Source organism: Pseudodesulfovibrio aespoeensis Aspo-2, from assembly GCF_000176915.2.
GTDB lineage: Bacteria > Desulfobacterota > Desulfovibrionia > Desulfovibrionales > Desulfovibrionaceae > Pseudodesulfovibrio > Pseudodesulfovibrio aespoeensis.
Map to the genome: position 1 here is coordinate 1,990,636 of NC_014844.1, position 20,798 is coordinate 2,011,433.

General features: G+C 63.4%; 18 protein-coding genes. 4 read left to right on the plus strand and 14 right to left on the minus strand.

Annotated elements, in window-relative coordinates; all coding sequences use genetic code 11:
• Nucleotides 1-30 precede the first annotated feature (30 nt).
• Complete coding sequence (locus tag DAES_RS09055; RefSeq protein ID WP_013513076.1) at nucleotides 31-681, plus strand: IS1595 family transposase; 651 nt, start codon at nucleotides 31-33, stop codon at nucleotides 679-681.
• Nucleotides 682-697: 16 nt separating this feature from the next.
• On the opposite strand, the gene DAES_RS17610 is transcribed toward DAES_RS09055, so the two are convergent.
• The 4 genes from DAES_RS17610 to uvrB form a co-directional block, all read right to left on the minus strand.
• Nucleotides 698-1,039 (minus strand): hypothetical protein, encoded by a 342-nt coding sequence (locus tag DAES_RS17610; RefSeq protein WP_157864832.1) that lies wholly within the window; start codon nucleotides 1,037-1,039, stop codon nucleotides 698-700.
• A gap of 196 nt (nucleotides 1,040-1,235) precedes the next feature.
• The gene (gene dapB, locus DAES_RS09060; RefSeq protein WP_013514733.1) at nucleotides 1,236-2,015 is read right to left on the minus strand and encodes a 4-hydroxy-tetrahydrodipicolinate reductase; all 780 of its coding nucleotides are present in this window, start codon (nucleotides 2,013-2,015) and stop codon (nucleotides 1,236-1,238) included.
• A 29-nt stretch (nucleotides 2,016-2,044) separates the two neighbouring features.
• Nucleotides 2,045-4,081, minus strand: coding sequence for an NAD-dependent DNA ligase LigA (gene ligA / locus DAES_RS09065; RefSeq protein WP_013514734.1), 2,037 nt, complete (start codon nucleotides 4,079-4,081; stop codon nucleotides 2,045-2,047).
• A 53-nt stretch (nucleotides 4,082-4,134) separates the two neighbouring features.
• Nucleotides 4,135-6,135 (minus strand): excinuclease ABC subunit UvrB, encoded by a 2,001-nt coding sequence (gene uvrB / locus DAES_RS09070; RefSeq protein ID WP_013514735.1) that lies wholly within the window; start codon nucleotides 6,133-6,135, stop codon nucleotides 4,135-4,137.
• An 87-nt stretch (nucleotides 6,136-6,222) separates the two neighbouring features.
• Here uvrB and DAES_RS09075 point away from each other — a divergent pair, with 87 nt between their 5' ends.
• Nucleotides 6,223-6,690, plus strand: a complete 468-nt coding sequence (locus tag DAES_RS09075) for a hypothetical protein (protein WP_013514736.1) — start codon at nucleotides 6,223-6,225, stop codon at nucleotides 6,688-6,690.
• On the opposite strand, the gene aat is transcribed toward DAES_RS09075, so the two are convergent.
• The 4 genes from aat to DAES_RS09095 form a co-directional block, all read right to left on the minus strand.
• On the minus strand, nucleotides 6,687-7,397 hold the full coding sequence (aat, locus tag DAES_RS09080) for a leucyl/phenylalanyl-tRNA--protein transferase (protein WP_013514737.1): 711 nt from the start codon (nucleotides 7,395-7,397) through the stop codon (nucleotides 6,687-6,689). The two genes, DAES_RS09075 and aat, sit on opposite strands and share 4 nt — an antisense overlap.
• Nucleotides 7,398-7,460: 63 nt before the next feature.
• Nucleotides 7,461-9,785 (minus strand): ATP-dependent Clp protease ATP-binding subunit ClpA, encoded by a 2,325-nt coding sequence (gene clpA / locus DAES_RS09085; RefSeq protein WP_083808695.1) that lies wholly within the window; start codon nucleotides 9,783-9,785, stop codon nucleotides 7,461-7,463.
• 8 nt (nucleotides 9,786-9,793) lie between these two features.
• Complete coding sequence (locus tag DAES_RS09090) at nucleotides 9,794-10,108, minus strand: ATP-dependent Clp protease adaptor ClpS (protein WP_013514739.1); 315 nt, start codon at nucleotides 10,106-10,108, stop codon at nucleotides 9,794-9,796.
• A gap of 79 nt (nucleotides 10,109-10,187) precedes the next feature.
• A complete protein-coding gene (locus DAES_RS09095) occupies nucleotides 10,188-10,784 on the minus strand; it encodes a class IV adenylate cyclase (RefSeq protein WP_013514740.1) in 597 nt (198 codons plus the stop codon).
• Between the two features lie 46 nt (nucleotides 10,785-10,830).
• Here DAES_RS09095 and crcB point away from each other — a divergent pair, with 46 nt between their 5' ends.
• Nucleotides 10,831-11,208 (plus strand): fluoride efflux transporter CrcB, encoded by a 378-nt coding sequence (gene crcB, locus DAES_RS09100; protein ID WP_013514741.1) that lies wholly within the window; start codon nucleotides 10,831-10,833, stop codon nucleotides 11,206-11,208.
• Nucleotides 11,209-11,242: 34 nt separating this feature from the next.
• On the plus strand, nucleotides 11,243-11,590 hold the full coding sequence (locus DAES_RS09105; RefSeq protein ID WP_013514742.1) for a DUF190 domain-containing protein: 348 nt from the start codon (nucleotides 11,243-11,245) through the stop codon (nucleotides 11,588-11,590).
• A 10-nt stretch (nucleotides 11,591-11,600) separates the two neighbouring features.
• Here the strand turns inward: DAES_RS09105 and DAES_RS09110 are convergent, their stop codons facing one another.
• From DAES_RS09110 to DAES_RS09135, 6 genes are all read right to left on the minus strand, one after another.
• Nucleotides 11,601-12,668, minus strand: coding sequence for a protein-glutamate methylesterase/protein-glutamine glutaminase (locus DAES_RS09110; RefSeq protein WP_013514743.1), 1,068 nt, complete (start codon nucleotides 12,666-12,668; stop codon nucleotides 11,601-11,603).
• A gap of 31 nt (nucleotides 12,669-12,699) precedes the next feature.
• Nucleotides 12,700-14,877, minus strand: a complete 2,178-nt coding sequence (locus DAES_RS09115) for a chemotaxis protein CheA (RefSeq protein ID WP_013514744.1) — start codon at nucleotides 14,875-14,877, stop codon at nucleotides 12,700-12,702.
• Between the two features lie 142 nt (nucleotides 14,878-15,019).
• Nucleotides 15,020-17,065: a methyl-accepting chemotaxis protein gene (locus DAES_RS09120; protein ID WP_236608393.1), complete on the minus strand. Its 2,046-nt coding sequence runs from the start codon at nucleotides 17,063-17,065 to the stop codon at nucleotides 15,020-15,022.
• Nucleotides 17,066-17,277: 212 nt separating this feature from the next.
• A complete protein-coding gene (locus DAES_RS09125) occupies nucleotides 17,278-17,832 on the minus strand; it encodes a DUF2062 domain-containing protein (RefSeq protein WP_013514746.1) in 555 nt (184 codons plus the stop codon).
• A 3-nt stretch (nucleotides 17,833-17,835) separates the two neighbouring features.
• Nucleotides 17,836-19,845 (minus strand): elongation factor G, encoded by a 2,010-nt coding sequence (gene fusA, locus DAES_RS09130; protein ID WP_275074300.1) that lies wholly within the window; start codon nucleotides 19,843-19,845, stop codon nucleotides 17,836-17,838.
• Between the two features lie 43 nt (nucleotides 19,846-19,888).
• The gene (locus tag DAES_RS09135) at nucleotides 19,889-20,770 is read right to left on the minus strand and encodes a hypothetical protein (RefSeq protein WP_013514748.1); all 882 of its coding nucleotides are present in this window, start codon (nucleotides 20,768-20,770) and stop codon (nucleotides 19,889-19,891) included.
• Between the last annotated feature and the right edge of the window lie 28 nt (nucleotides 20,771-20,798).

Here is a 20,798-nt window from a genome sequence, read left to right on the forward strand (position 1 = left end):
AGATAACTCCTCTGGGTTATCAGTATGGCAATGCGAAAAAGTCGTTTGAGCAAGGACAAGCAGCTTCGTTTAATCGAACATTTTGTTGCCGGCACGACAGCTCGTTGTGCTGCTGATCTGGTTGGTGTGAACGTCAAAACAGCCGCCTATTACTTTCACCGGCTCCGGGAAATCATAGCGGAAGAAGAGTCCTGTGAAGGGATGGATTTTGGCGAATTTGAGGTCGATGAAAGCTACTTCGGTGGCAAGCGAAAGGGCAAAAGAGGACGTGGGGCGGCTGGTAAGGTTCCTGTTTTTGGAATCCTTAAAAGGGGTGGGAAGGTATATACACAGGTGATTCCTGATGCAAAAGGTAAAACCTTGCTTCCCATTATTCAGGAAAGAATCCAGCCAGACAGTGTGGTTTACTCGGACTGCTGGTATGGCTACAATGTCCTCGATGTGTCAGCATTCAAACACTTCCGAATCAACCACTCGAAGCTGTTTGCAGATAGCCACAACCACATCAATGGAATCGAGAATTTTTGGAACCAGGCCAAACGCCATATGAGGAAATTCAACGGCATTCCAACCAAGCATTTTTCTCTGTTTTTAAAGGAATGCGAGTGGCGTTTTAATAACAGCAATCCGCGAAGTCAGTTTAAACAGCTGAAACAGTGGGTTAGAAGGTATATGGGCTAGTTATCTGGCACAGCCCCTAGTTTAAATCTACCACTATCCGTCCACCGCGATGCCCTGCAAACTTCGTCAGGTAACGAACGGGGACCGTGCCACCACCATGTTCAACTGAATAAATTGAAATGCCATATAACCAAGACAACTCGCTTAAAAAAACCAACCCTATTTCATGAGACCTATACTCAGCATCTCCGCTTGTAGGAATAATGAGTTGATTAGAGATGGGAATTGGATTTCTCCCATCCTCACGTTCTTCCATCTTCTCTCTTACTATCTGTAGCTGACAGCCTTGATATTCAATTTCGGCTGTCTCTTGCTTAAACCAAGCATTTGAATCGAAACCAATTACGGCGTAATACATAGCATACCCTTCTTTTTGGTGACTAAATAACACACACGCACACTGAGGGAAATCTTTTTTCTGCCGACATGGTGTGCAAAGAATGCTTCGCGTCGTTGATAGTCACACAAGCAAGCACAAACAAAATCACGAACAAACAAAAAAAGGAGCCTCCTTCCAAAGGCTCCCCCTGACGATTCCGAAAACTCCTGACCAACTACAAAATGTCAGCCATGGTGTAGAGTCTGCCGGGCTTTTGCCCGGCCAGCCATTTGGCGGCGCGCAGGGCACCGGTGGCAAAGGTGTCGCGCGAGTGGGCGCGGTGGGTGATCTCGATGCGCTCGCCGGGGCCGAAGAAATACATGGTGTGGTCGCCGAACACGTCGCCGCCGCGCAGGGTCTGCACGCCGATCTCCCTGGCGGGCCGCTCGCCGATGATGCCGTCGCGGCAGTGCCGCTTGACCTCGTCGTAGTCCCAGCCGCGCGCCTCGGCCAAACACTGGGCCAGCTTGAGGGCCGTGCCGCTGGGCGAGTCCTTCTTCATCTTGTGGTGGGTCTCCACCATCTCCATGTCGTAGTCCGGGCCGAGCAGCTGGACCAGGGCGGGCAGCACCTTGAGCAGGACATTGACGCCCACGGACATGTTGGGCGCCCAGAAGAGCGGCACGCGTTTGGCCGTTTCCGCCAGCTCGGCCTGCTGGGTCTTGTCCAGGCCGGTGGTGCCGATGACCACCGGGTTGCCGAACCGGGCCGCAATTTTCGCCATGGCCACAGAGGTGACCGGAACAGTGAAATCGACCACCACCGCGCCCGGCACCTGGGGCAGCAGCTCATCCAGGCAGTCCGAGGCATGGCACCCCTCGTAGTCCAGACCGCTGGCGTTGCCCTCGCGCTCGCACGCGCCCACGAGATTCAGTTCCTCATCCGCCAGGGCCATGTTGACCAGGGTGTTGCCCATGCGGCCCTTTGCGCCCAGAATGACAACATTGGTAGCCATCGCGCCTCTCCTTGTATCGTGTTGCAAGATCAGTCCTGTCCCTGGAGTAATTCCATGAACCCGTCAAAGTCAATGACCGTGAGCCCCAGTTTCTCGGCCTTGGCGATCTTGGAGCCCGCCTTGTCGCCCGCCACCACGTAGTCCACCTTCTTGGATATGGACGGCACAGCCGCGCCGCCCCGCTCCTCCACCAGCAGCTTTGCCTGATCGCGGGTCATGCCCGGCAGGCTGCCGGTGAAGATGAACACCTTGCCCGCCAGCGGCGCGTTTCCGGCCGCATCGGCCACGTTGGCCGCCGTCTGGCCCCCCAGGGGCCAGAAATCCGCCTCGCGAAACCGCTGCAACAGGCTGCGGGTCTCCTCGCTCCTGAAGAAAAAATGAACACTCTCGGCCACCACCGGGCCGACATCGTCCAGGGCCAGAAGCTCGTCGCGGTCGGCCTGGGCCAGGGCGTCGAGATCGCGGTATCTGGCGGCCAGGGTCCGGGCCGTCTGCTCGCCCACATGACGGATGCCCAGGCCCGCGATGAGCCGCCACAGCGGGGCTGTCCGGCGCGCCCGGTCAATGGCCTCGATAAACTTGTCGGCGGACTTGTCGCCCATGCCTTCATACCGCAGCAGCGCGGTCTTATCGAGGGTGAAGAGATCGGCGGGAGTCTCCAGCACGCCGTCCTCGGCCAGCCGACGCACCCAGGTGCGGCCCACGCCCTCCATGTCCAGCCCGGCCTTGGACACGAAATGGATGATGCGCTGCACGGTCTTGGCCGGGCAGGTGGGATTGGTGCAGCGCACGGCCTCGCCGTCCTCGCGGGCCTCGCCCCCGCAGACCGGACAGATGGCCGGAAACTCGTAGGGCGTGGCCGACTCTGGCCGCTGCCCGACATCGACCGAGAGCACCTGGGGGATGACATCGCCCGCCCGCTGGATGAGCACGGTATCCCCGATGCGGAAATCGCGCTCGGCAATATACCCCTTGTTGTGCAGGGTGGCGTTGGACACGATCACGCCCGCCAGGGGCACCGGCTCCAGCTCGGCCACCGGGGTGAGCACGCCGGTGCGGCCCACCTGGATGCGGATGTCGCGCAGCATGGTCCGGGCCTGATGGGCCGGAAACTTGAGGGCCAGCGCCCAGCGCGGCGCACGCGAGGTGAAGCCCAGGGCGCGCTGCATCTCCAGGTTGTCCACCTTGGCCACCACGCCGTCGATCTCATAGGGCAGCCCGGCCCGAAGCTCCATGAGCCGGGTGAAATAGTCCGCCACCTCGCTGGCCGAGCCGCACAGCTTGGCCTCGGGCGGGACGGCGAAGCCGAGCCGGGCCAACCCGGCCATGATCTCGTGCTGGCTGGTCCAGGCAAAGAGCGGCGACCCCCACTGCACGCGCCCCACGCCATAGGCCAGAAAACGCAGCGGGCGCGAGGCGGCCACCTTGGGATCGAGCTGGCGCACGGCCCCTGCCGCGCCGTTGCGCGGGTTGGCAAAGACCTTTTCGCCCGCCTCGCGGCGGCGTTGGTTCATGGCCGCGAAATCCGCATTGGACATGACCACCTCGCCACGCACCTCAAGCAGATCCGGCACGTCGGGGCCGCGCAGGACCAGGGGCAGGTTCATGACCGTGCGCATGCTATGGGTCACATCCTCGCCAATATGGCCGTCGCCGCGCGTGGCCGCCCGGACCAACCGCCCGGCCTCGTAGATGACCTCCACGGCCAGGCCGTCCATCTTGGGGTCGGTCCAGTAGGCCACCTCGCTGCGGCCAAGCCCCTTGGACACCCGCTCGGCAAAGGCAAACCACTCGTCAAGGGCCATGGCGTTGTCCAGGCTGTACATGCGCAGGGCATGCTCGTAGGGCGTGAACCCCACGGCAGGCTCGCCGCCCACGCGCCGGGTGGGCGAATTGGCGTCGTCCAGCTCCGGGTGGGCCGCTTCAAGAGCCGCCAGTTCGCGAAACAATGCGTCGTATTCGGCGTCGGATATCTCCGGGTCGTCGAGCACATAGTAACGATGGTTGTGATGTTCGATGCGTTCCCGCAGCCAGGCCGCGCGGTCGATGATTTCAGAAGAAGCCATAATTCTGTTCGCCCTAAAAGATTAAACAATCAAACATGATGAATGAGAGTCCCCTACCCCAGCTCAAGAATGCGCCCGCGGATCAGGGCCACCCGGTCGCGTAGCGCCGCGGCCCGCTCGAATTCCAGCTCACGGGCCGCCTCGCGCATCTGCCGTTCGAGCTGCTTGACCAGCGTGTGCATCTCCTTGACGCTGGTCCCGGCAGGGACTCCCTCGATGGCCGGGAGCCTGCCAGCTCCCTGGGGCCGGGCCTCGCTCTTGTCCGCAAAGAGGTTGCCCATCTCCTTGCGGATGGTGGTCGGGGTGATCCCGTGCGCCTCGTTGTGCGCCTGCTGCCGCTCGCGCCGCCGGGCCGTCTCGTCCATGGCCTCGGCCATGGAGCGGGTGATACCATCGGCGTAGAGGACCACCCTACCGTCCACGTTGCGCGCGGCCCGGCCAAAGGTCTGGATGAGCGAACGGGCAGAGCGCAGGAAGCCCTCCTTGTCCGCGTCCAGGATGGTCACCAGCGAGACCTCGGGTATGTCCAGCCCCTCGCGCAGCAGGTTGATGCCCACCAGCACGAAGAACTCGCCCGCGCGCAGGGCCTGGATAATGGCCATGCGCTCCAGTGTGTCGATATCCGAGTGCAGGTAGCGCGAGGGCACGCCCATGGAATTGAGGTATTCGTTAAGGTCCTCGGCCATGCGCTTGGTCAGGGTGGTGACCAGCACCCGCTCGTCGCGCGCCTGCCTCTTCTTGCATTCCGTGAGCAGGTCGTCAATCTGCCCCTGCACCTTGCGCACCTCGATCACGGGGTCGAGCAGGCCGGTGGGCCGGATGATCTGCTCCACCACCACGCCCTGGGCGAGATCGAGCTCCAGGTGTCCGGGCGTGGCCGAGACATAGACCGCCTGCCCGATGCGCGCCTGGAACTCCTCATAGTTGAGGGGGCGGTTGTCCAGGGCCGAGGGCAGGCGGAAGCCGAAATCCACCAGCGTGGTCTTGCGCGAGCGGTCGCCCTTGAACATGCCGCCCACCTGCGGCAGGGCGATGTGCGACTCATCCACGAACAAAATGAAATCCTTGGGGAAATAATCAAGCAGCGTGGCCGGGGGCTGGTCCTTGCTGCGCCCGTCCAGATGGCGCGAGTAGTTCTCGATGCCGTTGCAGTAGCCAAGCTCCTCGATGATTTCGAGATCATACATGGTCCGCTGCTCCAGCCGCTGGGCCTCCACCAGTCGGTTCCCGGCCTTGAACTCGGCCAGCCGCCGTTGCAGCTCGTCGCGGATGTCGCGTGCGGCCCGGTCCAGGTTGTCGCGGTCCGAGACAAAGTGGCTGCCGGGGTAGATGACCGTCTTGCGCAGCCGGTCCCGGACCTCGCCGGTCAGGGGGTCGGTCTCGGACAGGGATTCTATCTCGTCGCCGAAGAACTCTATGCGCAGGGCCTTCTCGCGGCTGTAGGCCGGGATGATCTCCACCACGTCGCCGCGCACCCGGAAGGTGCCGCGATGAAAGTCGTAGTCGTTGCGCTCGTAGTGGATCTCCACCAGCCGCCCGAGGAGCGACTCCATGGTCATGGCCTGCCCCTCCTCCACCGGGATGACCATCTTGGCGTAGAAATCGGGCGATCCCAGGCCGTAGATGCAGGAGACCGAGGCCACGATGAGCACATCGCGCCGCGTCAACAGCGCATGGGTGGCCGCGTGGCGCAGCTTGTCGATGTCGTCGTTGATGGACGAATCCTTCTCGATGTAGACATCCGAGTGCGGCAGGTAGGCTTCCGGCTGGTAGTAATCGTAATAGCTGACGAAATACTCCACCGCGTTGTCCGGGAACAACCCCCGGAACTCGGTATAGAGCTGGGCGGCCAGGGTCTTGTTGGGGGCCAGGACCAGGGCGGGCCGGTCGAGCCGGGCCACCACGTTGGCCATGGTGAAGGTCTTGCCCGTGCCCGTGGCGCCGAGCAGCACCTGATCGCGCACCCCGGCCCCAAGGCCCGCCGCGAGCTGGTCGATGGCATCCGGCTGGTCCCCCTTGGGGGTGAACTCGCTGACAAGTCTGAATCGTGGCATCTGATTACTGCACGCTCTGCTTGAGGAAACCCGTCAAAAGACGTAACGATCAACCATACCCGAAAATAGCATAACCGGAGAAAAGTCATGGATATCGACATCGCCACCCACCAGTCCCCGCCGCCGACCCCCTATGCCCACACCCTGTCCATGGTCGTCAAGAGCTTCAAGGGACGCCGGAACGTGGAAGTGCACCTCTTCAGATGTGTCTGGAACGAGGCCGCCGAGGCGTCCCTGCCCTGGGAGACCCTGCTTGAGGGTAAGTGTCCCGGCCCTGGCGAGGCGGGCCGCCGGGTGGTCATGGAGGCGTTCACCGAGGCCGAACGCGACCGCATCGTAGACTATCTGAAGGCACAGTATTCCACAAGGCTTGCGGCCATCCGCTCCGTGCCGCTGCGCTTCCCGGTCCCGGCCCGCCTGTGCGGCCTGTCCGAGGCCGAGCCGGGCAAGACCGTCGGATTCATCGAATTCCTGAAGATTCCGAGCTACCCCCTCGACATCCCGCTCAAGGGGTTTTACGACCTCAACCGGCACCCGCCCATTGCCGAGGATTAGCGGTCCCGGCTCGCCGGGAGCACCGGGTCCAGCGTCCAGCGCCCCTCGCGGCCAGGGTGGGAGATGGCCTCGCGCAGCAGGGCGCGAAACCGGAACCGCTGTACCTCGACAGCCCCGAACCGTTGCAGGTGCGGGGTGGTCTGCTGGCAGTCGATCAGGGTGAAATCCCAACGCACAAGCTGGGCCACCAGGGTGGCAAAGGCCGCCTTGGAGGCGTCGGGGACCGTATGAAACATGGACTCGCCGAAAAACGCCGAGCCGATGGACACCCCGTACACCCCGCCCGCCAGCTCGCCGTCCCGCCACGCCTCGACGCTGTGGGCGTAACCAAGCTCATGCAGCCGAATGTAGGCATCCACCATCTCCGGCACGATCCAGGTGCCCCGCTGCTCCGGGCGGGGGGAGGCGGCGCAGGCTCTGATCACGGCCTCGAAGGCGGTGTCCATGGAAAAGGTGAAGACGCCCCGGTTCAGCACCTGGCGCAGGCTGCGCGGCAGGTGGAACCGGTCGGGATAAAGCAGGAGCCGGGGGTTGGTGGACCACCAAAGGATGGGCGAGTCCTCGCCATACCAGGGAAAGATGGTGTTGGCGTAGGCCGTGAGCAGCCGCTGCGGGCTCAGGTCGCCGCCCACGGCCAGCAGCCCGTCGGACTCAGCCTCTTCCGGGTCGGGAAAGATGGGTTCCTCGAACAGCCTGTAGATGGTCATGCCGCCCCAAGAAACGGGGCGGCTCGCGCCGCCCCGGATCGTGATTTCATTATTCCCGTCGGTCTACTGCCCTGACCCCACGGGGTCGAAGGAAAACGCGAACTCGCCGGAACCGTCCGGAGCGGGCTTTGCCTTCTTTCCCGACTTGCCGGGCTTTTTGGCCAGGGACACGGTGACAACCCCGCCCTTGGACAATTCGCCAAAGAGCAGCTCGTCGGCGATGACATCCTTGATCTCGGTCTGGATGACCCGGCCCATGGGCCGCGCGCCCATGTCCGGATCGTGGCCCATCTCGGCCAGCCGGGCCCGGACCTCGGAGGTCAGGGTGACCACCACGCGCCGGTCCTGCAACTGGTCGTTCAGCTCCTTGAGGAACTTGTCCACGATCATCTCCATGACCGGCTGCTCCAGGGACTTGAAGGCCACGATGGAATCGAGCCGGTTGCGGAACTCCGGGCTGAAGAGCTTCTCAAGGGCCTTCATGGCCCCGCCCTTGCGGTCCGAATCCTTGTCGCGCTGGAAGCCGATGGCCCCCTTGGACAATTCGCGCGCGCCCGCATTGGAGGTCATGAGCAGGATGACGTGGCGGAAATCCGCCTTGCGCCCGTTGTTGTCGGTCAGGGTGGCGTAGTCCATGACCTGGAGCAGGATGTTGAAGACATCCGGGTGCGCCTTCTCGATCTCGTCAAAAAGCACCACGCAGTGCGGCTTCTTGCGCACGCCCTCGGTGAGCAGGCCTCCCTGGTCAAAGCCGACATAGCCGGGAGGCGCGCCGATGAGCCGGGCCACGGCGTGCTTTTCCATGTATTCGCTCATGTCATAGCGCAGAAAGCTGATGCCCAGTACCTTGGCCAGCTGGCGGGCCAACTCGGTCTTGCCCACGCCCGTGGGGCCTGTCAGCAGGAAGCAGCCCACCGGACGACCTGACTGGCGCATGCCCGCACGCGACCGCTTGATGGACCTGGCCAGCGCGCGCACGGCCTCGTCCTGACCGAAGACCACGGACTTGAGGTCGTCCTCAAGATGCTGGAGCCGGGAGCGGTCGGACACGGTCAGCCTGCGGGCCGGGATGCGGGCCATGCGGGCCACGACCTTCTCGATGTCCGCCACCTTGATGCGGTCGCCCTTGCGCGAGCGGGCCGAGAGCTTGTAGAGCGCGCCCGCCTCGTCCATGACATCGATGGCCTTGTCCGGCAGGTGCCGGTCGGTGATGTAGCGGTCTGACAACTCTGCTGCGGCCTTGAGGGAGAAATGGGTGTAGTTGACCCCGTGGAAGTCCTCGTAATGGGGCTTGAGCCCCTTGAGGATGGCGATGGTCTCGTCCACGCTCGGCTCGGCGATCTCGATCTTCTGGAACCGGCGCGACAAGGCGCGGTCCTTCTCGAAATGATTCTTGTACTCCTCAAAGGTGGTGGAGCCGATGCACCGGATCTCGCCCGACTGGAGCAGCGGCTTGAGGATGTTCGAGGCGTCCATGCTGCCGCCGCTGACCGAGCCCGCACCGACGATGGTGTGAATCTCGTCCACGAACAGGATGGCCCCCTTGGTGGCCTTGAGCTGGGCCAGGACGCTCTTGAGCCGGGCCTCGAAATCGCCGCGATACTTGGTGCCCGCCAGGAGCGAGCCCATGTCCAGGGCATAGACCTCGGAGTTGAGGAAATCGGGCGGAACATGGCCCTCGACGATCATCAGGGCCAGCCCTTCGGCCATGGCCGTCTTGCCCACGCCCGGATCGCCCACAAAGATGGGGTTGTTCTTGCGGCGGCGCGAGAGCACCTGCACCGTGCGTTCAAGCTCCTCGGCGCGCCCGATGAGCGGGTCGATCAGCCCCTGGGTGGCCTTGTCGGTCAGGTTGACCGTGTATTCCTCAAGGGGGCTCTTCTTGGCGCCCTGCCTGCCGTCCAGCGGCTCGGGCTTGGACGGGCGACGGTCGCCGCCCAGGTCGTTCCATTCCTCGCCCGCGGACATGCCGTGGGAGATGAACTCCAGGATGTCCAGCCGCGACACGTCGTGGGTGCGCAGAAAATAGACGGCGTAGGAATCCTCCTCGTCGAACATGGCGGCCAGCACGTCACCCACCTCGACCACGTTCTTGCCCGAGGCCTTTTTCTGCCACACGGCCCTTTGCAGCACGCGGCGCACGCCCAGGGTCTGGATGACCTCGGTCTCGGTGTTCTCGGGCAGGGATTCCATGTTCTCGACAAAGAACCTCCCGAGCTGATCGCGCAGCTTGTCCATCTCCGCGCCGCAGGCTTCGAGAATAGCCTCTCCCTGCTCGCCCGTGGATATGGCGTAGAGCAGGTGTTCCAGCGTCAGGAATTCATGATTGCGCCGCTTGACCTCGTTGACCGCAGCCGTCAATGCGCCTTCGAGCTCCTTGCTCAGCATCGTCATAGCTATTCACCTTCCATGCTGCACTTGAGCGGAAAACCCGCGCTCCTCGCCAGCCTGTGGACCATGTCTACCTTGGTTTCCGCCACTTCCGCGGTGTATGTCCCGCAGACGCCGTAGCCCTCGTTGTGCACCGCCAGCATGATCGCCATGGCCTGGGCCTCGCTCTTGCGAAAGACCCGCACAAGCACCTCAATCACGAAATCCATGGTCGTATAGTCGTCGTTATGCAAAAGAACCTTGTACTTCCGGGGTTCCCTGACCTCGCGTTCGTCAAACAACTCCGGGCTGGTCCGGTCACCGGTAAAAGGGTCGCTCATGGTGTCGCTCTCCGCGGGTCCTCGGTATTCTTCAGAGTCCAATATAAATTCGTTTCCACCGCCTGTCGAGGGACGAATCCTAAACTTTCCCGATTTTCACATCAAGAGAGGCCCGCTGCGCCTCGGAAAAGACGAAACTCTCCTCCGACGCGAGCCCCTGCCCGGCCCGGTGCTCCAGATTCAGGGCGTGGTAGGTGGCCTTGGTCGAGGTGGCGGGATCAAGCCCCAAGGCCGCCGCACAACCGGGCACTGTCCCCTCGCTCCCCTCTATCTCCACATAGTCGCCGAACGGCAGATGGTCGAGACATACCGTGCAGCCCAGGTGTTTCCACTTCTCCCGCACCTTCTCATAGGCAAAGGCCACGGAAAAACCCAGGGCCTCAAGGGCCGCGCGCATGGCGGCGAAATCGCCCACCGTGGTCTCAAGCTCCTCAGAGACCTTGAGGGACGAGACGATCTCCCCTGCGGGCGGGCGCTTGACCGTGAGCACGGCCTGGCCCTGCCGCCAGCGCAGCCGGAGCAGAATCCCGGCGACCTTGAGCGAGCGGTCGGGCCGGTCGAAGACCAGGTTGGACTCGAAGTACCGGCCCGATGTGTCGCCCCCGCCCGCCTCAAGCCGACGGCGCATCTCCCCGAGGTCGGCGTGCGCATATTTCAATTCGCATTCAAGGACCATTGGCTTTCTTCCTTTGACTTGCTATGACCACACCAGGACAATGCACATGGGTATGAAAATTCTCTATCTCTCGCTGGGCGGCGCAGCCGGAACCCTGTCCCGCTACTGGCTCTCCGGCGTGGCCCAGCGGCTGGCGGGCACCGCCTTTCCCCTGGGCACGTTCATGGTCAACATGGCCGGCTGCCTGTTCTTTGGCGCGGTGTGGGGATATTTCGAGAACCGCCTGCTGCCGGGGAGCGGGCTGCGCATCCTTGCCCTGAGCGGCTTCATGGGCGCGTTCACCACCTTCTCCACATACATGTTCGAGACAGCCGAGTTGGTCAAGTTCGGCCAGTACGCCCTGGCCCTGCTCAACGTGGTCGGCCAGAGCCTGGCCGGGCTGGCCCTGGTCCTGCTCGGCATCGCGCTGGGCAGGCTGCTCTAGCCTGTAACCAGACCGCACCGATAGGAGTAACGCCATGAAACTGCTGGAAAAAGCAGAGCGCATCAGGATCTACATCGGCGAAGACGACAAGCACAACGGGCGGCCCCTGGCCGATGCCATCGTGGAGCGGGCGCGGGCCATGGGGCTGGCCGGGGCCACGGTCTTTCGCGGCCAAAGCGGCTTCGGGGCCAACAGCCTGATCCACACCACCAAGATATTGCGCCTGTCCGAGGACCTGCCCGTGGTCGTGGAGATCGTCGATCATCCGGAGCGGCTCGCGCCCCTGATGGAGGCCCTGGACACCATGATGAACGAGGGCATGATCACCACCGAGCCTGTGCAGGTGGTGGCCTACCGCCACGCCGGGAAGACCGCCCGGTAAAACGTCTGCCCTAGCCGCAGGTGCGCACGATCTCGGCGGCGATATTTTGCAGCGGCATGACCTTGCGCACCCCGCCCAGCTTGATGGCCTCCTGGGGCATGCCGAAGACCACGCAGGTGGCCTCGTCCTGGGCAATGGTGTAGGCACCCGCGTCGAACAGTTCCTTCATCCCCTTGGCCCCGTCGTCGCCCATGCCAGTCATGATGGCGGCCACCACGTTGCTGCCCCCATACTGCGCGCCGGAGCGAAAGAGCACGTCCACCGAGGGCCGGTGGCGCGAGACAAGTGGCCCGGCCTTGACCTCCACATAATACCGCGCCCCGCTGCGCTTGAGCAGCATGTGCCGGTCTCCCGGCGCGATGAGGGCCTGGCCGCGCAACATGGAGTCGCCGTCCTCGGCCTCCTTGACCTTGATCCCGCAGATGGTGTCGAGCCGCCTGGCAAAGGCCGCGGTGAAATGCTCCGGCATGTGCTGGACGATGGCGATGGGCGGGCAGCCGGGCGGCTGGGCTTCGAGAAAGACGCGCAAGGCCTCGGTGCCACCAGTGGACGCACCCACCAGACATATTTTTTCCGTGGTGGTCAGGGTTTGCGGGCGGGTCATGGGCAGCATCGCGTCGGCATTGAGCTTGGGGCTGACCTTGATGGGCTGAACCGTCTTGAACTTTCTGGGGCGTGCAATGGCAGCGGCCTTGACCTTGTCGATGAGGAGGATGCTCGATTCTTCCAGGAACTTCTTGGTGCCAATCTTCGGCTTGGAGATAATTTCCACCGCGCCGTATTCCAGGGCCTTGAGGGCGTTGTCCGTGCCGTGCTCGGCCACCGAGGAGCAGATGACCACCGGGATGGGGTGCTGCTTCATGAGTTTTTGCAGAAAAGTCAGCCCGTCCATGCGCGGCATCTCGATATCCAGGGTGATGACGTCCGGCACCTCGACCTTCAGCCGTTCGGCGGCCACATAGGGGTCCACCGCCGTTCCGATGACCTCGATGCCCGGATCCGATGAAAGGATTTCCTCAAGGGTCTTGCGGACGACCGCCGAGTCGTCAACGATGAGCACGCGTATCTTTTTAGCCATGTGCACGCCTCTTGGTGTTTGATTCCGACAGCTAGCTGGACTCGACAATGATCCGGCGGACCAGGCTCGGAATATCCAGAATGAGCGCGATGGAGCCGTCGCCCTTGATGGTGGCGCCCGATATCCCCTCCACATCCTTGTAGACGCGGCTCAGGCTTTTGATGACCGTCTGATGCTCGCCGATGACCGTGTCCACCACGATGCCCACCCGGCTGCCCTCCACCCCGGTGATGACGATCTGCTCGATGGGCGGGCTGTCGCCCTCCACCCCAAACCAGTCACGCAGGTGGACGTAGGGGACGATCTCGCCCCGCAGATGGAGGATGCGCTGTCTGGAGCTCTCGTCCATGTCGCTGGCGGCCAGCTCCACGCACTCTTCCACCAGGGACAGGGGGATGACGTAGTACCCGTCGCCCACCCGCACCTGGAGACCATCGATGATGGCCAGGGTCAGGGGCAGCCTGATGGTGATGAACGTGCCCTTGCCCAGGGTGGAGTCGATCTCGATGGAACCGCGCAGTGAATCGATGGCCCGCTTGACCACATCCATGCCCACGCCCCGGCCCGACACGTTGGTGACTTCCTTGGCCGTGGAAAATCCCGGCTCGAAGATGAGCTTGAGCAGATCCTTTTTGGTCAGCTCGGCATCGGCGGCTATCAGCCCGCGCTCAATCCCCTTCTCGCGGATGATGGTCGGGTCCATGCCGCGCCCGTCGTCCTTGATGCGCACGAGCACTTCGCCGCCGGAATGCTCTGCCGAAAGGTATATGGTCCCCTGGGCCGGCTTGCCCTGCGCCTTGCGTTCATCGGGCAGCTCGATGCCGTGGCCGATGCTGTTGCGCAGCAGGTGGACCAGCGGGTCGCCCAGCCGCTCGATGACGGTCTTGTCCAATTCGGTGTCCGCACCCACGGTGACCAGATTGATCTCCTTGCCGAGACTGCCGGAAAGATCACGCACCAGCCGCCTGAACTTGCTGTAGGAGGTGCCGATGGGCAGCATGCGGATACCCAGGGTGGAATCGCGCAACTCGTCGCTCAGGCGCTCCAGCTCCTCGGCCAGCGCGGTCATGGTCGGATCGTTGCGCTCGCTGACCACCTGGGTGATCTGGGCCTGGACAATGACCAGCTCCCCCACGAGGTCCACGAGATAGTCAAGCTTGTCCGCCGCCACGCGAATGCTGGACAGGGCCTCCTGCTGCTTCCGGCTGGCGTCCTGCTCTTTGGCCTCGGCCTGCCGCCGCACGGCCTGCTCGACCTTCTCCGGCGCGACCTTGCCCTCCTCGGCCAGTATCTGTCCCAGCGGCTTCTGCTTGCTGAGGGCATCCCGGATGTCCGCCTCGGTCACGTCGCCGCTCTGGATGAGGATTTCGCCGAGCCTCGGCGCCTCCAAATCCTCGTCTTCATTAAAGGCGGCTTCATCCGCCTTGAGACGAGCCGGCCCAGCCGGGAGGGAGACGTCCAGCGCGCCGGTGACCAGCACGGGCATGCCTTCCGAGTCCGATATGTCCACAGCGAGGTCGGCATCGACAAAAAAGAAGACATCCCTGACGTTGTCCGCGGTGATGTCGGTTTTCAGGGACAGGTTCCAGCCGCCAGCCGCCGTGTCTCCCGGTCGGCCAAGGATCTGGAAGTCGCCGAGACCGCCCAACTCCACAAACAGGGACTCCAGACTGGATTCGTCCGTTTTCGTCCCGGCCTTGGGGGTCAGGGTGATCCTGTATTCGCAGAATTCCCCGGCCAAGGGTTCGTCGGACACATATGATGCCTGCACAGCCTCGGGGGGGGCTGGCGCGTCAGCCGGATCTGGTGTTACCGCCCCGGCCACGGGTTCTCCTGCGCACAGAGCCTGAAGCCCCTGCAAAATGGCCTGCCGTTCTGTGGAATCGACCTCGTCGCCCTCGGTCGCGCCGAGCAGGAGCTTGATGTAGTCGCGCGAACGCAAGGCCAGCCCGCACAGCTCCGGGGTCACGCCGAGCGCGTTGTTGCGGACCATGTCAAAGGTGGACTCCACCTCGTGAGTGAACGCGGCGATATCGTCGAACCCGAACATGGACCCGGAGCCTTTGATGGTGTGCAAGGCCCTAAAAATCTGGTTGACCAGGGCCATGTCGTCCGGGGACTCCTCCAGTTCGAGCAGCGCCCCCTCCAGTTCGCCCAGGAGGTCGTAAGCCTCTTCCTTGAATATCTGCCTGTTGAGATCGTCGGACATTCGTCTCGCTCCTCAAGAATCGTCGCTGCAAGGTGCCTTCTGGCCGGAGGAGCGCGTGAGCGCGCCCATCCCTGCGTACAGTATCACAGGAAGCGCCCTGCAAAGCCCATTATAAAGTGCGCCCATGCAAAAGAAATATCGGTTACTCCTTGCCAAGGAAGACGATTTCCGCCCTGGTCGAGGTCTGATCAAAGGGTTTGATCTTGATGGAGACCTTCTCGCCCTTGAACTCCGCTGCGCCGAGCAGGATGCCCTCGAAGTAGTCGAAGAGGCCGCGGGCTGACTTGTAGTTCATGAATAATTCCCGCCCCTTGTCCTCGTAGGTGAAGACCGGCGGCTTGATGCCAGGCTGGTCCTTGGTCAGTTGGGCATGCACGTCGTTCATGCGCATGTAAAACTCCTTGAGTGACTCCTTCTTGAAGAGGCGGGGGTACATCTCGTTGAACTGCCTGATGGAGAACTTCCCGAACTCGATGAAGAAATCACGCACCTTGATGTTGCTTTTGGCCGCAGCGATCTCGGCCATCTGGAGCAGCGCCTTGTCCGAGTAGCTTTCCGTGGGCAGGAAGACTGGATTTCCCAGCTCCTTTTGCATGAAATCATACACCGAATTGCCATATTTCTTCTTCACGAACGCCTGGGCCAGCTTGGGCAGGATGCCCTTCATCCGTTCCGCGGATTCGCGCACCTTGGAGCCGGTGCCGCCGTCCCTGAATTCGTTGGATACGTTGAGCAGTTCCTGGGCCAGTCCGGCCAGTTCGCGGGTGGCGCTGGCGGCCTGTCCGGCTGCCTCGTCCGCCTCGCCCGCGATCTCGGCGATATCCTCGATGTTGCGGCTGATGTCCTCTGCGGCAGAGGACTGCTGGTCCGCCGCCGTGGCGATCTGGGTCACCCTGCCGACCATGTCCCGGATGCTCTCCATGATGTGCTTGAGCGCCTCACCCGCCTGATTGGACAGACTGGTGCTTTCGCCGACCTGCTTCTCCGTCCTGCGCATGGCCTCGGTAGCGTGCCGCGAGCGGGCCTGGATGGTGCCGATGGCTTCCTCCACCTCCTTGGTGGCGGCCACGGTCTTTTCGGCCAGCTTGCGCACCTCGTCGGCCACCACGGCAAATCCCCGGCCAGCCTCGCCCGCCCGCGCCGCTTCGATGGCCGCGTTCAGCGCCAGCAGGTTGGTCTGGTCGGCGATATCGTTGATGACGCCGATGATCCGGCCAATCTCCCCGGCCTGGGAATCAAGCTCGCCGATCTCGTGTCCCAGCTGCTTGGCCGACTCGGAGACCTCCTTGATGGCCTCCACGGCCTTGGAAACCATGGACACGCCCTCGGCGGCTGAATCCTGCGCCCGGTCGGCGGCCTCGCTGGTGCCGCTCGCGTTTCGGGCCACCTCAATGACCGTGGCCGTCATCTCATCCATGGCCGTGGCCACGGAGGAGGTCTGGGTGCGCTGTTTCTGCGCGCCCTGGGCCTGTTCGTCGGCAGATGCCGAGAGCAGTTCCGTGGCCGAGGCCACATGCTCGGCCAGGGTGCTGATCTGCTGTCCGGCCTGGCTCATGCGCTCACGCTGGCGCTCCACCTCAAGCCGCTGGCCCACAACCTCGGCCAGATCGACAAAGGACGTGACCGCGCCGACCAATTCCCCGCCATCGTCGTGCACGGGCGCGGCAAAGCACTTGGCAGGCACCTGTCGCCCATCCCACAACGTCAGCTCGGCATCCTGCTCGCTGGCAGCCCTGGCCTTGAGCGCCTTGTCGGTCAGGGACTGCACGTCCCTGCCGTACACGGCCTGCCCGACCGAAAACCCGATCACCTGGGCGGAGGGCTTTTTCAGCAGATCAAGCAGGGCCTTGTTGGCCACAAGTATGCGCCCCTCCCGATTGCAAAGGAAGGCCGGGTTGCCAAGCCCCTTGATTGCGCGCTCGTAGAGGGATCTCTCCGCCCTGACCTTGCCGATGGACTCCGCCAGGGAGCGCAGACCGTCTCCGAGCGCATTGCGGCCAGGTCCACCGGACGCGACATCCAGGCCTTCACCCCTGGCCAGGGCATCCATGGCCTCGCGCAGCCTGCGCTCGTTGCGACACAGCCATCCCGACGCAGCCGCGGTGCAGAGGCCGACCACGGCAACTCCCGCGCCATAGGCCGCCCATCCGCCCACAGCCACAGCTCCGGCAAAGACAACGCAGGCCACACCTCCCAAAAACACAATGATGCCGCGAGGACCGGTTAGCATTGAACGCACTCCGTTTGCACGACGCCAGCACAGCGACGGATTGGGGTCATAAAAACCATGGATTACCGCGTAATTAGTACTCGCTCTCGGAACAAAAGGCAATTGCGGCGGTGGAAATGAGGGAAAAATACACAGAACGCCGGGCAGACGGATCGGCGCAATCGCGCGCGTCAGCCCAGGGTCTTCTTGCGCAGAAGCCGGATGGCACGGCCCTGGCGGTATCGCCTGATGATGATCAGGGACAGGAAGTACGTGGCCGCAGTGGCGGGGATGCCAAAGACCAACCCCCCGGCGAACATGACCATGAAGAGTTCCCAGCCCGCGTTGACGAGCTGCTCCATCTCCAGCTTGCCCGGATCAAAGATCACGCCCTCGAACGGGGTGACCGCCTTGCCGATGACAAAAAGGAAATAGTAGAACGGCACAAGGGTGGCCGCGTTGGAATAGCAGGTGGCCAGCCATGCGGCGAGCTTGTTCACCTTGAAGGCAAAGGCCAGGGCGATGACCACCACGGACTGGAACGGCATGATGGGCATGGCGCCTATGAACATGCCAAGCGCAAGGGCCGCGGCCAGGTTCTTGGGCGAGGAATTCTGCCGCATCAGACGCAGATACCAGAGCCGGGTCCAGCGCTTGGTGCCTGTCCACCAGTCCGCCTTGCGCTCCCGCAGCCGGTCGAGCCTGGTGTTCCGATCAATCCCGTTGTTTCGACGAAGTCTGGTCAATGCCTACTCCAGCACGTCGAAACGGGAAAATTTCATGACGAACCCGGCCCGGCCCTGGGTGGCGGACCGCAGGTCGGTGGAAAAACCGAACAGCCTGCCCAGCGGAGCCAGCCCCTGGACGACCTTTTGCCCCGCCCGGTCGAGCATGTTCTCGATCTTGGCCCCCTTGGAGCCGAGCAGGCCGACCACGTCGCCCACGAAATCCTCGGGCACGGTAACCTCCATCCACATGACAGGCTCAAGCAGCCGGGGCGTGGCGGCTGCCAGCGCGTCCTTGAGGGCCATCATGGCGGCCATGCGGTAGCCCACCGGGCCGGACTCGCCCTCCCTGCGCTCAAGGCCGAGCACCCGGACACGGATATCCTGCACCGGATACCCCTTGATCACGCCGCTTTGCAGACAATCGACGATGCCCTCCTCCACGGCCTGGAGCCAGGCGGCGGGCCACAGGTCGGGATCGACCGCAAAGGAGATGTCTCGCCCCTCGCCCCGTTGCAGCGGCTCCACGGACAGGCTGACCTCGCCAAAATGCGTCTCGTCCCCAAGCTCGCGCCGGAACTGGGCCGCGCCCCGCGCCTTGGCCGTCACGGTCTCCTGGTAGACCACCTGGGGTTTTCCCGCCCTGGGATCAAGCTTGTACTCGCGCTTGATCCGCTCCAGGACAACCTCCAGGTGCAACTCGCCCATGCCTGACAGGATGATCTGCCCGGTTTCCTCGTCGTGTCTGAGGTCCAGAGTGGGATCTTCGAGCAGATATTTTTCAAGCACCTCGTCGAGTTTCTCTCCTTCCTCGGAATTGCGCGGCTCGATGGCCAGCGAGATGACCGGCTTGTAGTCGGCGATCTGCTCCAGCAGGATCGGGGCGCTGCGCAGACACAGGGTGTCGCCGGTGCGGGCGTATTTCATGCCCGCCGCGCCGACCATGTCGCCGGCAAAGGCGGTCTCGATCTTCTCCCGGCGGCCCGCGTGCAGCCTGAAGAGCCGGGCCACGCGCTCATCCTGGCCCTGGGTGATGTTGAAGACGGTGTCGCCGCTGCCGAGCTGGCCGGAATACAGACGCATCATGGCCAGCTTGCGCCCAGAATCCATGGTCACCTTGAAGACCAGGGCCGAGAGCGGCTCCTTGTGGGAGACAGGGAACGCCTTGCGGCTCCCGGTTTCGGGATCAATGCCCGTGGCCGGGGGCACGTCGAGCGGGCTTGGCAGGTAGTCGCAGATGGCGTCCATGACCTGCTGGATGCCGATGTTGCGCAGGGCCGAGCCCACCAGCACGGGCACGATCTTGCGGCCAAGGGTGGCCTGCCGCAGGGCCGCTCGGATGCGCCCAGCGTCCACCTCCTCGCCGGAAAGATACAGGTCGAGAATCTCCTCGTCCTCCTCGGCGGCGGCCTCGATGAGCCTGTCGCGCCAGGGGGCGATGCGCACCTTCTCCTCGTCGGTGAGGTCGAACCGGGTGAACTCGAAACCGCTCGACTCCTGGTCGAACCGGATCCGTTTGAGCCCCACCAGATCAAACACGCCTTGAAACTCTGGCCCCTCGCCGTCGGGACACTCCACGGGCAGCGGGTTGGCGCGCAGCCTGGTCCTGATGGATTCGACCACGGCCTGGAAGTCCGCGCCGGGCCGGTCCATCTTGTTGACAAAAGCCAGCTTGGGCACCTGATAGGATTCACTCTGCCGCCACACGGTCTCGGACTGCGGCTGCACACCGCTGACGCCGCAGAACACGCCCACGGCCCCGTCGAGCACGCGCAGGGACCGCTCCACCTCGATGGTGAAGTCCACATGCCCGGGCGTGTCAATGATGTTGATCATGCAATCCCCCCACTGGCAGGAGGTCACAGCCGAGGTGATGGTGATGCCCCGCTCCTGCTCCTCGGGCATGTAATCCATGGTGGCGGTGCCTTCATGGACCTCGCCGAGGCGATGTATCACGCCTGAATAGTAGAGGATTCGCTCCGTCAGGGTCGTCTTGCCCGCGTCGATGTGGGCAATGATGCCGATGTTGCGCAGGTTGGCGAGCGTTTTGGCTGAAGGGGCATTGGATTTGCTCACGTCAGTCTCCGGTGGTCCAGGCGATGGATTGAAACTGGAAATGCTCCGGATGCAGATCGGGCCATATCCAGCACCCCTCCTGCCCCGGACCGAGGACGATCCGGGCCCTGCCCAGGGTCTGTCCGACACGCGCCGCAGGGACATAGGCCACATCCATGATGGCGTCCAGAAAACTGTCAAAGCCCTCCCCTTCATAGGAGAAGTTCTCGGCAGGCAGTTCCGGCTCGGCACCGAACACGCTGAAAACGATGTCCGGATGGATGAAGGCCAGGGCGTCGAGGTCGAAGGTGGACTCGTCGTCCATCCAGATGGCTGCGGCCCTGGTATACCGTGGCCGCCAGAAGGAAATGCGCGACGCGGCCTGCAACTCGTTGGTCTTGATGACCGCGGCCCTGGGACCGAGCACGGCCACCGCGCCGGGCCGATTGGATTCGCGAAGTTCGTTGAAGAGCCGCCGGGCCTGAAGCTCGGACATGTCCACGACCAGCTCCTGCCCGGCCAGCTCAAGCCCGGTCAGGATGGCCTTGCGCCAGGGGGTGCCGCTGCTCACGCGCACGGCCAGGACGCTGCCGACTCCGCCTGCTATGGCCGGGACCAGGGCGGCCAGCAGCCGCGATGGCGAGAGCAGGCTGCCGTCAAAGAGGACAACGGCGAAATCAACGGCATCGTGGGCCGACCGGGAGTCAAAGCCCGCGCGCCAGCGCAGCGCCGTCTCGCCGCCGGTGACCTTGCGCGGCCCGTACCAGTCGTGGAGCCGGGCGATGGCGGTCTTCATCCACGCCCGGTTGCGGTCCGAGATGTCGCTGTAGGCGCGCGCGAAGAGTTCGTCGCCGGGGACGAACTCCCTGATCCAGTCGGGAAAGGAAAATGATGGACTTCGCATACGCCGGGATGCGGCCCGCGAGGCCGCC